The sequence below is a fragment of the Streptomyces sp. 2131.1 genome (assembly GCF_900105515.1).
GTDB classification, from domain to species: Bacteria; Actinomycetota; Actinomycetes; order Streptomycetales; family Streptomycetaceae; genus Streptomyces; species Streptomyces drozdowiczii.
The window spans coordinates 6,734,129-6,746,539 of the sequence record NZ_FNSY01000001.1 but is presented as its reverse complement, the minus strand read 5'-3'; the positions used below and the strand labels follow the sequence as shown (position 1 = coordinate 6,746,539).

Sequence of the window (12,411 nt, the reverse complement as noted above, 5' to 3'; positions counted from 1 at the left end):
GGAGGGCAGCGCGCTACTGCTGCTGTCGGCGGCCTCCGGGGCGGCGGACGCGTTCGTCTTCATCTGCGTGGGCCAGGTCTTCGCCGGGGTGATGACCGGGAACCTGGTGCTGCTGGGCGCTTCGGCCGCCGGGGCGGGCGAGGAGGGCGTCGCGCTGCGGGTGGTCACCGCGCTGCTCTCGTACGGCTGCGGGGTGGCCGGTGCCGCGGTGGTCGGCGAACGGATGTGGCGGCGGGTGCCGGTGATGCTGCTGGCCGAGGCGGTACTCCTCGCGGCGGGGGCGGCGCTGTGGGCGGCCGGGCTCGTGGCGTCGGATGCGGACCGGCTGGGGCTGCTGGGGCTGATGGGGCTCGCGATGGGCATCCAGGGGCGGGTGCGGGCCACGCCCACGAACTACTTCACCGGCACCCTGACGTCGCTCGTCGGCCGGCTGGCCGTGGGCGCGTGGCGCGGTGGCGACGGCTGGGTGGCGGGGCGGCTGGCCGCCGTGGTGGCGGGGGCCGCGCTCGCGGCGCTGACCGTGCGGCTGTGGTCCGCGGCCGGTGCGGTGGCGGCCGCGGCGCTCGCGGTGGCCGCGCTCCTGGTGGAGACCTCGGTGGGGCCGGGGCGGGCGGGGGCCGGACCGGAAGAGGGGAAGCCCCGGCCGGATCGGGGGAATCCAGCCGGGGCGGCTTGAGTGCGGGCGCTCAGTGCGTCATCCACATATAGGTGAACGATAAACCACTGCGCGGTGTTCCCTGCAATCCCCGCCCCGAGCTGTGATCCAGGGCACGGGCACCGGGCGGCCCGACAGTGCTTACTCGCCAGCGGCGGGTGCCTCGGCGCCGTACCGGAGGTGGAACCTCTCGATCCGGCCCGCCGTGTCCAGCACCTGCTTGGTCCCCGTGTAGAACGGGTGGCTCGCCGACGAGGTCTCCACGTCGATGACGGGGTAGCTGCGGCCGTCCTCCCACGTCACGCGCCGCTCGGAGTCGGCGGTGGAGCGGGTGAGGAAGGCGGTCCCGGCGGCACGGTCACGGAAGACCACCGGACGGGAGACGGGGTGGATGCGGGGCTTCATGGGCATTCCTTCCTTGGCGAACGGGCGCGAACGGGGCGTGCGGGTCGGGCCGTGCGGTCGGCGCCCCTCAGCAGTCCTCAGCGTTCCTCGCGGAACAGGACGTGCCGGCCGGCGGAGGGGTCGTACTTGCGCAGGACGAGGCGGTCGGGGTTGTTGCGACGGCTCTTGCGCGTCACATAGCTCTGCCCCGTCCCCGCGGTCGAGCGGAGCGTGACTACGGGACGGATCTCACTGCGGGCCATGAGCACCTCCGGGATCGTCGGTCACGAGCCCCGCACCCTGGTGGGAACGGGATTCGTTTTCGTTCTGCCCGTACAACACGGCACCCCCCGGCCCCATTCCCGCACGCGGCAACCCGTCCCGACTTGCACCAACCGCCTTGAGCAGCAAGGCTGTTCGAAGAAAATGGGCTACAGTCAGCCGCTGGCATATGCCGGATGCAAGAACGCATCGAGTGTTGCCAAACCCCTTACGGGCCCCTTCCGGCTGTGCGAAAGTCGTATGCGGTCCACCCTTCGTCACTGGTTGTGCCGCCCTGTATCGGAGTACGACATGCCGTCCCCCCTCTCTGCGGACCGCTCCGCCCCACAGCCGCCGGAGCGCGATGCCGTCGACGCGTTGATCGACCGGACGCGCCGGCTGCGCGGTGACGTGGACGCGGTGCGGCGCGACACCGTGCGCGTCGACGAAGACGATCCGCGGGCGCGCTGGCACCGCGCGCTCTGCGAGCTGGCGGTGCACCACCTCGACGATCTCGGCACCCACCTCGGACAGCTCCGGGAGGGCCTGCCCGAGGAACCCGAGCGGCACACGCGTGAAGAAGCCGCCGCCGACGAACCGCAGGGCTCCCTCATCGGCCGGGTGGGCAGCGCCGAGTGGAACCTGCTGACCGACGAGGTCAGCTGGTCCGACGAGCTGTTCCGCATCTTCGGCCGGGCGCCGGAGGCGGGCGGGCTGTCGCTCGACGACCTGCCCTCCACCCTGCTCCCCGAGGACCAGCCCTTACTCACCGCGCTCGTCACGGACTGCCTGGTGGACGGCAAGCCGATAGACGGCGAGTTCCGCATCCGGCACACCGACGGGCGCGTCCGGACCCTGCACATGATGGGCGAACCCGTGCTCGACACGGACGGCCGCACAGCCTCCATGTGGGCCGTCCTGCGCGATGTCAGCGCGCTTCGGCGCAGCCAGCAGGTAGTGCACCGCACCCATGAGTCCCTGCGCCGCGAGCAGCACATCGCCCGTGCCGAACACCGGGTCGCGGTGGAGCTCAAGGAAGCCGTGCTCCCCCCGTGGCAGAGCTCGCTGCGGCTCCCGGACCAGGGCCCGGGCACCCTGGACATCGCCGCCCACTACCTCCCTTCCGAGACGAGCGCCCTGGTCGGCGGCGGCTGGTACGACGCCATGGAGCTGCCGGACGGCAGGACTCTGCTCACCGTCGGCGACCTGACCGGCCACGGTATCCAGGCCACCTCCGCCATGGCGGTGGTCATGGGCGCCGTGCGCGGCATGGCGGTGGCCGGCACCGAGCCCGGTGCCCTGCTCGGCCATCTCAACCAGTTGCTGGAGACCTCCGTTCAGCCCGCCCTGGGCAGCGCCGTGTGCTGCCGGTTCGACCCGGCGACGCGCACCCTGGACTGGGCGCAGGCCGGACACCCCGCACCGCTGCTCTTCCGTGCCGGGTCCGGACGCCCGCTGCCCCTGCCTGACGGAGTGCTGCTCGGCGCGGCCTCCGGGGTCGCATACGAGCAGGACGAGGCACGCCTGCTGCCCGGCGACGTGCTGGTGCTGCACACCGACGGACTGGCCAGGGACGACACCTCCGGGCGCGGTGGTGCGCGCCCGGGCACGGAGGCGCTGCTCGGTCTGGCCCCCCGCTTCGCCGAGGCCCGTTCGGCACAGGAGTGCGTACGGGCCGTCGTCGAGGAGTTCGGGGCGGCCGAACGGCTGGACGACGCGTGTGTGCTGATCGCCCGCGTCGGGGCGTAGGGCAGCAGCGACGGCGGCCCACGTCGGGGCGCAGATTCGACTGCTCGGCGGAGCCCGGGTCCTGTCGCGTCCCGGTGCTCCTCAGATCTCCGCGCTCCTCGGCTTCCTGACGCGCTGGCTCGGCGGCAGTGAGAGCTGGATCTCCTGGCGCAGGTCCTCGATCTTCGCGTAGCCCGCGAACTGCCCGGTCAGGCGGTACATCTCGCGCAGCCGGTCCCAGGTCCGGTGGGAGGAGGTCTCCCCCATCGTGACCAGGGCGAGCCGTGCGTAGCGGTCGGCCTGTTCCGGGTCGTCGGCGATGAAGCAGGCCGAGGCGAGAGAGATGTAGTCGAAGATCTTGGACCGCTGGCGCCCGTTGACTCGCAGTTCCAGGGCCTGCTTCGCGTGCCGCTGGGCGATGACGGCCGCGGAGGGGTCGTGCTCGGCGAGCGTCCGGAAGGCCAGGGCCTGCATGCCGTGCATGTCGGCCTCGTCGAACATCTGCATCCAGCTGGGCGGCGGCACGTCGCTCTTGTCCGAGACGAAGAGTTCCTCGGCCCGTCCGAGGGTGCGCCGCATGGCCTGTCCCCGGCCCATGGACGCCTGGGCCCACGCCTCGATGGTGCAGAGCATCGCCTGGGTGCGCGGCAGGACGCTGTCGCCCGAGCCGGACTTGGCGAGCTTCATCAGGTCCAGGGCGTCGTCGGGGCGGCCCAGGTGGACCATCTGGCGGGCCGCGCGGGACAGGGCCTCGCCGGCACGCGGGCGGTCGCCGCCCTCGCGGGCCGCGTGCGCGGCGATGACGAAGTACTTCTGCGCCGTGGGTTCGAGGCCGACGTCGTGCGACATCCACCCCGCCAGGACGGCGAGGTTGGCGGCGACGCCCCACAGTCGTTTCTGGAGGTGGGCGGGGTGGTGGTACGAGAGCATGCCGCCCACCTCGTTGAGCTGGCCCACCACGGCCTTGCGCTGGAGGCCGCCGCCGCGGGAGGCGTCCCAGGCACGGAACACCTCCACGGAGCGTTCCAGCGCCTCGATCTCCTCGGAGCCGATGGGCGCGGCCTCGTACCGGTCGAAGCCGGCGGGGTCCGCGTGTACCGGGCTGTCGGCGCGCGGGGCGTCGGCCGCCAGTACGGGGTCGGTGTGCAGCCAGTCGTGCATGGGGCCGGCGATGGTGGAGCCGGCGGCGAGCGCGGCGCCCGCGCTCACCAAGCCGCGTCGGTTGAGCATGAGGTCCATTCCCGTGAATTCGGTGAGGACCGCTGCCGTCCGCTCGGGCGCCCACGGGAGTTGGTCGGGATTGTCCTGCGTCCCGGCCTCTCGCCGCTTCCCCACACGCCCGCGTCGGCCGAACCCGAGGTCCTCGATGGTCACGACACGGCCGAGCCGCTCGGTGAACAGAGCAGCCAGCACCTTCGGCACGGGATCGCGGGGGGACTCCCCCATGTCGATCCAGCGCCTCACGCGCGAGGTGTCGGTGGCCAGTTGGGGGTGGCCCATGGCCGCCGCCTTCCGGTTCACCATTCTCGCGAGTTCGCCCTTGGACCAGCCGGCAAGGCCGAACAGGTCCGACAGGCGGGTGTTGGGTTCTCCGGTCACGTCAAGCCCCCAGGTTCTCGGCTGTGTTGACAGTAACCCCGTGTCAGATGCCTTGCGACTATTCGCCAGGGTTCGCCAGGGTGCGCTATGTCGAGAGACACCCTCGCGCTGTTGTCAGGTAGGAAAGCGCAACCCCGCCCGGCAGCCCTAGGTACTCCCCAGGGTGCCGAAGGGCCGCCGGCCGGGGTGGCGCACGCAACTTGTCGGCGCACGAAGGGATCTGGTTCGCCCATGTACACAGCATCGTCCTCCGTGTCCGCCCCGCCCCGGCCGCTGCGTCCGCTCCAGGCGGGCGGCGGACCGTACCTCGACCCGCGCGCCACCGTCCCGGCTCCCGGCATGGGCCGGCCCCGGCGGCCGGCAGGGCCCGGCGCCCCCTCCCTCGGCGGGCGGCTGGACCTGTCAGGCCCGCAGGGTGCCCAGCTGAGGATGGTGATCGCGTCCGTGCACCGCATCTGCCCGGAGTTCAATCCGGTGCAGGTACTGCGTCGCAGCGGACGCTCCGTGCTGCTCGTCGGTTCCACGGGGCGTGCGACGGCGGTCGCGAAGTGTTTACTGGACCACTCCCCCGCGTGGTCGGAGCGGTTCCGGCACGAAATAGCGGCATACCGGGCGTTCGTCCGGCACCGCCCGCCGGTCCGGGTGCCCCGGCTCATCGCCGCCGATCCGGAGAACTGCACGCTGGTCATCGAGCGGATGCCCGGCCGCGTCGCCGCCCTGACGAGGCATCCGTCCGAGGCCCCGCCCCGCGCGGACCTGCGTGCCGTGCTCGGGGCGGTCGCCCGGGTGAACGCCTGGCGTCCGCCGGCCGGCCTGTTCGAGGCGCCGCTGGACTACGCGGCGCGGATCTCCCGTTACCACGAGCTGGGTCTCTTCACCGACCGGGACCTGGGCGACCTGCAGAAGCTGCTGCACGGTGTGGCCCACGCGGGCGGGCGGCAGAGCATGGGCCAGTTCTGCCACGGGGACGCGCTGCTGTCCAACATCTTGCTGTCGCCCACCGGCCCGGTGCTTGTGGACTGGGAGCACGCGGGCTGGTACCTGCCGGGATACGACCTGGCGACGCTGTGGACCGTGCTGGGTGACGCCCCGGTGGCGCGGCGCGAGATCAGCAAGCTGGCGCAGGTCGCCGGACCGGCCGCGCGGGACGCGTTCCTGGTCAACCTGATGCTCGTCCTCACGCGGGAGATCCGCAGGTACGAGACGGCCGTGCAGCGGGCCATGCGGGACGCCGGTCCCACCAGGGCCGGACAGGACCGCCCGGGCGCGCTCGCCCCCGGCGAGGAGCAGCGGCTGCTACTGCGCCGGCTGCACGACGACTGCGCGATGGCCCGGAACGCCGTGCGGGCCGCGGTCGGCACACGCTGACCGGCTGCTCCACGGGGCGCGCCGCGGGACCGGTGCCGACACACCGGTCCCGCGGCGCGCTGTTGTGCGTACCCGCTCCCCGGGTCAGCGGGCGCGCACGATGTCCACGTCGGATGCCTTGACGAAGGCGACGCGGTGGCCGATCTGGACGGTCACGTACTTCTCCTTGCCCTTGAAGTACGCGTGGTCCAAGGGGTAGGAGGCGTCGATCGTCGGCGCGTAGAAGAAGCCGGTGGGCGCCTCGCCGCCGCCGGGGTAGGACTGGCCGGCCTTGATCGTGTACTGGAGCGGTGTGCCGACCCGCTGGTCCGCGAAGTCCGCCGGGTACTCGGACTTCTCCGGGTACGCCACTCCGTAGACCGGCACCTCCGCCTTGCCCGCCTTCGGGCGGACGACGTAGCCGGAGGTGGGCACGGTGGTGCGGGTGTGGGCGGGGGTGCGGAACCACGCCTTCTCGCCGTACCACCAGATCGCCGTCCAGCCGGGGGCGCGGCCGGCCACGACGGCCTGCTGGGTGGCGCTGATCTTGCTGCCCCAGTCGGCGGCGCAGTTGGTGCCGGGCGAGCCGTCCGTGTGGATGCCGGGGTCCGAGAAGAGGGGCGCGTCGTCGGAGGGCGCGGTGTGCAGCGGGACGGCGCTGGAGCCCTGGACGGGCAGGTCGACGTTCTTCTCGCAGTCGCGGAACGCCTGCTTGTTGTCCTTGAACCTGGGGCTGACCGTGACCAGTCGGCTGCCCGGGAGGGCGGTCGGTACGGTGGGCCTGCCCAGCAGCGTCATGAAGTAGTTCCAGTCCCAGTACGTGCCCGGGTCCCAGTGCATGTTCTTGGTGCCGGCGGCGCTGGTGGGCGGGACGCCGTCGTGGCCGATGATGTGCTGGCGGTCGAGCGGGATGTCGTACTCGGCGGCGAGGTAGCGCACGAGGGCGGCGGTCGAGCGGTACATCTCGGGGGTGTACCAGTGGGAGCCGTCGGCGGCGAAGCCTTCCTGCTCGATGCCGATGGAGTGGCTGTTGACGTACCAGTTCCCGGCCTGCCAGGCGACGTCCTTGTTCTTGACCATCTGGGTGACGTGCCCGTCGGCGGAGCGTACGACGTAGTGGGCCGAGGTCTGCTTCAGCGGGTTCTGGAAGATCTTCAGCGTGGTGTCGAAGTCCTCCTCGGTGTCGTGCAGCACGATGAACTTGATCTTGTTGGTGTGCGGCCGGTCGGCGGTGTCGTAGTTGCCGTAAGTCTCCTTGTCGGCCGGGTCGCCGGTCTGCTGGTAGGCCGCCGGGACCCAGTCGCAGGCGAGACCGCGCGGGCACTCGGGCCGGACTCCGTCGGCGCCGGCCTCGGCGGCCGGGCTGAGCAGCGCGAGGCTCAGTGCTCCGGCGGTGGTGAAGGCGAGTGCGAGCCTGGTCCTCTGCTTGGACGTCATGACAACCCTTCATAGAGCCGGGTGGAGCCGTTGCGGACGTGCGCGCACACTCTGTGACCTGAGGTGAACGGCCGTCAAGAGTGCTGGAAGGGCAGCGCGTTGAGCCACTGGACCAGACCACTGACAGGAGCCGTGACCTGCGAAGGGCGGGGAGGGGCGAGGCTCTGGCGGTGACGCGTTACCAGGGTTTTACGCGCGTGGACCGGTACGGGTGTCCCTCGAACGGGCGCTCTGCGGTGTGACTAATCGCGGGGGTGCGTGCCCCGAACGGACCAAGGGTAGTGCTCGCGCCGACAGGACCGATACGCGTGGCATTCGCGCGGTGTCTCTCGGAAAGGCCGGACACACATGGCTCAGCCGTTCACCCTGCCGGACTTCTATGTTCCGTATCCGGCGCGTCTCAACCCTCATGTGGAGGAGGCCCGGCAGCACACGAAGTCATGGGCGCGGGCCATGGGGATGCTGGAGGGGTCCGGTATCTGGGAGGAGAAGGACCTCGACGCCCACGACTACGCGCTGCTGTGCGCGTACACCCATCCCGACTGCTCGGCCGAGGCGCTGTCCCTCGTCACCGACTGGTACGTGTGGGTCTTCTTCTTCGACGACCACTTCCTGGAGCTCTTCAAACGGACCCCGGACCGGGAGGGCGGCAAGCGGTACCTGGACCGGCTGCCGGCATTCATGCCGATGGAGCGGGATGCGCCGGTGCCCGAGCCGGAGAACCCGGTGGAGGCGGGTCTCGCGGATCTGTGGGCGCGTACGGTGCCCGCGATGTCGGACGCGTGGCGGGTGCGGTTCGCGGAGTCGACACGGAACCTCCTGAACGAGTCGCTGTGGGAGCTCGCCAACATCAACGAGGGCCGCATCGCGAACCCCGTCGAGTACATCGAGATGCGCCGCAAGGTGGGCGGGGCCCCGTGGTCGGCCGGTCTGGTGGAGTACGCAGCGGGTGCCGAGGTACCGGAAGCGGTGGCCGGTGAACGGGCGCTGCGGGTGCTGAGTGACGCGTTCTCGGACGGGGTCCACCTGCGCAACGACCTCTTCTCGTACCAGCGCGAGGTGGAGGACGAGGGTGAGAACAGCAACGGGGTGCTGGTGCTCGAACGCTTCCTCGGCTGCTCGACGCAGGAGGCGGCTGAGGCGGTCAACGACCTGCTGACCTCCAGGCTCCAGCAGTTCGAGAACACGGCCCTGACGGAAGTGGGCCCGCTCTGCGCGGCCAAGGGACTGGACGCCGCGCAGACGGCGGCGGTAGGCGCGTACGTGAAGGGGCTCCAGGACTGGCAGTCCGGCGGCCACGAGTGGCACATGCGCTCCAGCCGCTACATGAACGACGGCGGGGCCGGCGAGGCGGAGCCCGGCTTCGGGATGTCCGCGGCGTCGATCCGCTTCACCAGGCGGTCGGAGTCGGCGCGGCTGCGCAGTCACAGCCATGTGCTCTTCCAGCACGTGGGCCCGTCCCTGCTGCCCGACTTCGACCTGCCGTTCGGTACGACGCTCAGCCCACATCTGGAGGGCGCCCGGGAGCGCCTGGTGGTCTGGGCCGGCCGGATGGGCATCCTGGGCCCGCAGCCGGGGGTGCCGGGTTCGCACATCTGGGACGAGGAGCGGCTGCGGGCGATCGACCTGCCGCTCTGCGCCGCCGGTATCCATCCGGACGCGACACCGGACGGGCTCGACCTGTCCTCGGGGTGGCTGGCCTGGGGGACGTACGGCGACGACTGGTTCCCGGTGGTGCACGGCCGGTCCCGGGATCTGACCGGCGCCCGGCTGGCCAACGAGCGGCTGTCGCTGTTCATGCCGCTGGACGGGAGCCCGGCCCCGGAGCCGGTCAACGCTCTGGAGCGGGCTCTCGGCGACCTCTGGGAGCGTACGACGGGACCGATGGACGACGCGGGGCGGCGCGCGTTCCGCAAGTCCGTCGAGGACATGACGGCGAGCTGGCTGTGGGAGCTGGCGAACCAGGCGCAGCACCGGATCCCCGACCCGGTGGACTACGTCGAGATGCGGCGCATGACCTTCGGCTCGGATCTCACGATGAGCCTGTGCCGGATCGGGCACGGCAGGAAGGTACCGCCGGAGATCTACGAGAGCGGCCCGCTGCGCTCCCTGGAGAACGCGGCGGCCGACTACGCGGCGCTGCTCAACGACCTGTTCTCGTACCAGAAGGAGATCGAGTACGAGGGTGAGGTGCACAACGGCGTCCTGGTGGTGCAGAACTTCTTCGGGGTGGACTACCCCACGGGGATGGCGATCCTGTACGACCTGATGAAGTCGCGGCTGCGGCAGTTCCTCCATGTCGCGGAGAACGAACTGCCGGTGCTGTACGACGACTTCGGGCTCGACGCCGAGGCACGGGAGACGCTGGCGGGCTATGTGCAGGAGCTGAAGCACTGGCTGGCGGGCATCCTGATCTGGCACCGGGGCTGCCGACGCTACCGCGAGGAGGATCTGCGACGGGGCACCGGCGCCCCGTGGCACCTCAACGGTCCCACGGGGCTGGGCACTTCGGCGGCGCAGGTGGCGGCGCTGTTCGGTCAGTCGTCGGGGGTGAACGTGTAGCGGCGCCCGGCGCGGGCCCTGAGCGTCATGCGGCCGTTCGCGAACAGCGTGGACCGTACGGTCGCCGTACGGCTGCGGCTCGCCGTGAACACCACGCGGCGGGCCTCGCCCCCGGCCCATTCGATGTCGACGGTGAAGCCTCCCCGGGCGCGCAGTCCGCGTACCGATCCCTCGGGCCAGCTCGACGGGAGCGCGGGGAGGAGGTCGATGGTGTCGTGCTGGCTCTGGACGAGCATCTCCGCGATACCGGAGGTGGCGCCGAGGTTGCCGTCGATCTGGAACGGGGGGTGGGTGTCCCAGAGGTTGGGCAGGGTGGAGCTCTTCAGCTGCTCGGCGAGCATCTTGTGGGCGTGGTCGCCGTCCAGCAGCCGGGCCCAGAAGTTGATCTTCCATGCCTTGGACCAGCCGGTGCCCCCGTCGCCGCGGGCGGTGAGCGAGACCTCGGCCGCCTCGGCCCAGGCGGTTCCGGCCTCGATCTGACGCCCGGGGTGGAGGGCGAAGAGGTGGGAGACGTGGCGGTGGGTGTCGGCCGGGTCGTCGCGGTCTGTCTTCCACTCCTGGAGCTGCCCCCAGGAGCCGGTGCGCAGGCCGGGGTCGAGGCGCTCCAGGGCGGCTTCGAGCCGGTCGCGGAAGGCGGGGGCGTCGCCGAGGGTGCGGGCGGCCTCCAGGGTGCTGGTGAGCAGGTCGTGGACGATCTGCTGGGACATCGCGGCGCCGGCGGTGAAGTCCCCGTGCTCGGGCGAGTAGCTGGGGGTGACGACGAGGAGGCCGTCGCGCGGGTCGGTGCGCAGATTGGCCAGCCAGAATTCGGCGGCCTCCTTCATGGCCGGGTAGGCGGAGGTGCGCAGGTAGTCGGTGGAGCCGCCGAAGCGGTAGTGCTCGTACATCTGCTGGGTGAGCCAGGCGGCGGCCTCGGGGAACCAGAAGGCGGTGGACCAGTCGTGGACGCCGGTGAAGCCGTAGGGGTTGGTCTCGTTGTGGACGACCCAGCCGGCGGTGCCGAACATCTCCTTCGCCGTTCTCCGGCCGGGTTCGCGCATGGCCTGGACGTAGCGGTCGTAGGGGGCGGTGGTCTCGGCGAGGTTGGTGACCTCGGCGGGCCAGTAGTTCATCTGAAGGTTGATGTTGCTGTGGTAGTCGGCGGACCAGGGCGGGGTGGTGGAGTTGTTCCAGACGCCCTGGAGGTTGGCGGGCAGTGAGCCGGCGCGCGAGGAGGCGATGAGGAGGTAGCGGCCGTACTGGAAGAACAGCGCCTCCAGCGCCCGGTCCGCCGCCGAGGACCCGCCGGTGTACGCGCTCAGAAGTTGGTCGGTGGGTACGTCGGGGAGCTGCTGGCCGATGTCGAGCACGACCCGGTCGAACAGGGCGCCGTGGTCGCGCGTGTGGGCCTCGCGCACCTTCTCGTACGGGCGGGCCGCGGCGGTGTCGACGGCTGCCGTGACCCTGCGGTGCGGGTCCTCGCCCCGGTAGTCGGGGTAGCTGTCCGCGTAGTCGGTGCCGGCGGCGAGGAGGAACCACGCGCTGTCGGCGCCGGTGACGGTGAGGCTGCCGTCGGGGTTGGCGGTGACCGTGCCGCCGGCGGTGCGGACGCGGATCTGGGCCTCGAAGCGCAGGCCGTTGTCCTTCAGCGCGCCGCGCACGGTGAGCCGGTCGCCTTTCGCGGTCGCCGTGAAGTCGTCGCGCGGTGAGGTGTAGCGCAGGGTGAAGGCGACCCGGCCGGGGCGGTCCGCGGCGAGCCGTCCGCCGATGACGCCGCCCGGGTGCGAGGCGAAGTACTCGCGGGTGTGCGCGGCGCCCTCGTGGGTGTAGGTGACGGTGGCGAGCGCGGTGCGCAGGTTCAGGGAGCGCCGGTAGGAGGCGTCGGGCGCGGCCGGTGCTCCCTGTGTGTCCAGCCGCAGTTCGCCGAAGACCTGGTAGGCGCCGTAGCCCCGGCGAGCCTGGCCGAGCTCGGCGGCCGCGGCGTCGGGGCCGAGTACGCCCTCCGCGTCGAGCCGGGCGCGCACGTCGTCGAGGGCGCCGGGTCGGGGCGTGGTCCAGTTGCCGAAGTCGTAGCCCTCGGCCGAGCCGGGTCCGCCGGTCCACAGGGTCTTCTCGTTGAAGGTGAGGCGCTCGGATGCAAGGGTGCCCCAGACGTTCGCGCCGAGCGCCCCGCCTCCGATGGGCAGTGACTCGCGCTCCCAGTCGGCGGCGGGGGCGCGGTAGTGGAGCACCGGGTCCGGCAGCGGGGTGGCTCGTGCACGGCCGGCCGATTCATCGGAGGTACCGGCGGCGGCTGCGGCGCCCGAGAGGACGGGAACTCCCAGAGCCAGCGCGCCGGTTGCGCCGATCACCGTCTTCATCGTGGTACGTCGCGTCATTCCGGATGTCATACACGGAGACGCTAGAGGTCCGATGACTGACCGGACAATAGACATGACAAAGCGGCCTCTTGGACGGAG

The 12,411-nt window shown here is 71.4% G+C and carries 9 protein-coding genes; 4 read left to right on the top strand and 5 right to left on the bottom strand.

Translation table 11 applies throughout. From position 1 onward, the window contains the following. The first annotated feature begins 16 nt into the window (after positions 1 to 16). Positions 17 to 676: a DUF1275 family protein gene (locus BLW14_RS29965; protein WP_093710893.1), complete on the top strand. Its 660-nt coding sequence runs from the start codon at positions 17 to 19 to the stop codon at positions 674 to 676. A 120-nt stretch (positions 677 to 796) separates the two neighbouring features. On the opposite strand, the gene BLW14_RS29960 is transcribed toward BLW14_RS29965, so the two are convergent. Both BLW14_RS29960 and rpmG read right to left on the bottom strand, forming a co-directional pair. Further along, the gene (locus BLW14_RS29960) at positions 797 to 1,060 is read right to left on the bottom strand and encodes a type B 50S ribosomal protein L31 (protein WP_018524491.1); all 264 of its coding nucleotides are present in this window, start codon (positions 1,058 to 1,060) and stop codon (positions 797 to 799) included. 77 nt (positions 1,061 to 1,137) lie between these two features. Beyond that, positions 1,138 to 1,302 (bottom strand): 50S ribosomal protein L33, encoded by a 165-nt coding sequence (gene rpmG / locus BLW14_RS29955; RefSeq protein WP_093710242.1) that lies wholly within the window; start codon positions 1,300 to 1,302, stop codon positions 1,138 to 1,140. A 310-nt stretch (positions 1,303 to 1,612) separates the two neighbouring features. Between rpmG and BLW14_RS29950 the strand changes: the two genes are divergently transcribed. Beyond that, the gene (locus BLW14_RS29950) at positions 1,613 to 3,049 is read left to right on the top strand and encodes a PP2C family protein-serine/threonine phosphatase (RefSeq protein WP_093710241.1); all 1,437 of its coding nucleotides are present in this window, start codon (positions 1,613 to 1,615) and stop codon (positions 3,047 to 3,049) included. Between the two features lie 81 nt (positions 3,050 to 3,130). Here BLW14_RS29950 and BLW14_RS29945 read toward each other — a convergent pair whose 3' ends face one another. Continuing rightward, positions 3,131 to 4,627: a DNA-binding protein NsdB gene (locus tag BLW14_RS29945; RefSeq protein WP_093710240.1), complete on the bottom strand. Its 1,497-nt coding sequence runs from the start codon at positions 4,625 to 4,627 to the stop codon at positions 3,131 to 3,133. 231 nt (positions 4,628 to 4,858) lie between these two features. Between BLW14_RS29945 and BLW14_RS29940 the strand changes: the two genes are divergently transcribed. Beyond that, on the top strand, positions 4,859 to 5,995 hold the full coding sequence (locus tag BLW14_RS29940; protein ID WP_093710239.1) for an aminoglycoside phosphotransferase family protein: 1,137 nt from the start codon (positions 4,859 to 4,861) through the stop codon (positions 5,993 to 5,995). Between the two features lie 84 nt (positions 5,996 to 6,079). Here the strand turns inward: BLW14_RS29940 and BLW14_RS29935 are convergent, their stop codons facing one another. Then, complete coding sequence (locus tag BLW14_RS29935; protein ID WP_093710238.1) at positions 6,080 to 7,411, bottom strand: N-acetylmuramoyl-L-alanine amidase; 1,332 nt, start codon at positions 7,409 to 7,411, stop codon at positions 6,080 to 6,082. A gap of 348 nt (positions 7,412 to 7,759) precedes the next feature. Between BLW14_RS29935 and BLW14_RS29930 the strand changes: the two genes are divergently transcribed. Beyond that, the gene (locus BLW14_RS29930; protein ID WP_093710237.1) at positions 7,760 to 9,973 is read left to right on the top strand and encodes a terpene synthase family protein; all 2,214 of its coding nucleotides are present in this window, start codon (positions 7,760 to 7,762) and stop codon (positions 9,971 to 9,973) included. Here the strand turns inward: BLW14_RS29930 and BLW14_RS29925 are convergent. Further along, positions 9,949 to 12,183: a glycoside hydrolase family 95 protein gene (locus BLW14_RS29925; protein ID WP_093710892.1), complete on the bottom strand. Its 2,235-nt coding sequence runs from the start codon at positions 12,181 to 12,183 to the stop codon at positions 9,949 to 9,951. The two genes, BLW14_RS29930 and BLW14_RS29925, sit on opposite strands and share 25 nt — an antisense overlap. Between the last annotated feature and the right edge of the window lie 228 nt (positions 12,184 to 12,411).

Coding starts and splice junctions, on each gene's coding strand:
- rpmG (WP_093710242.1), bottom strand. CDS start 1,302: ATGGCCCGCAGTGAGATCCGTCCCGTAGTCACGCTCCGCTCGACCGCG.
- BLW14_RS29930 (WP_093710237.1), top strand. CDS start 7,760: ATGGCTCAGCCGTTCACCCTGCCGGACTTCTATGTTCCGTATCCGGCG.
- BLW14_RS29940 (WP_093710239.1), top strand. CDS start 4,859: ATGTACACAGCATCGTCCTCCGTGTCCGCCCCGCCCCGGCCGCTGCGT.
- BLW14_RS29950 (WP_093710241.1), top strand. CDS start 1,613: ATGCCGTCCCCCCTCTCTGCGGACCGCTCCGCCCCACAGCCGCCGGAG.
- BLW14_RS29935 (WP_093710238.1), bottom strand. CDS start 7,411: ATGACGTCCAAGCAGAGGACCAGGCTCGCACTCGCCTTCACCACCGCC.
- BLW14_RS29960 (WP_018524491.1), bottom strand. CDS start 1,060: ATGAAGCCCCGCATCCACCCCGTCTCCCGTCCGGTGGTCTTCCGTGAC.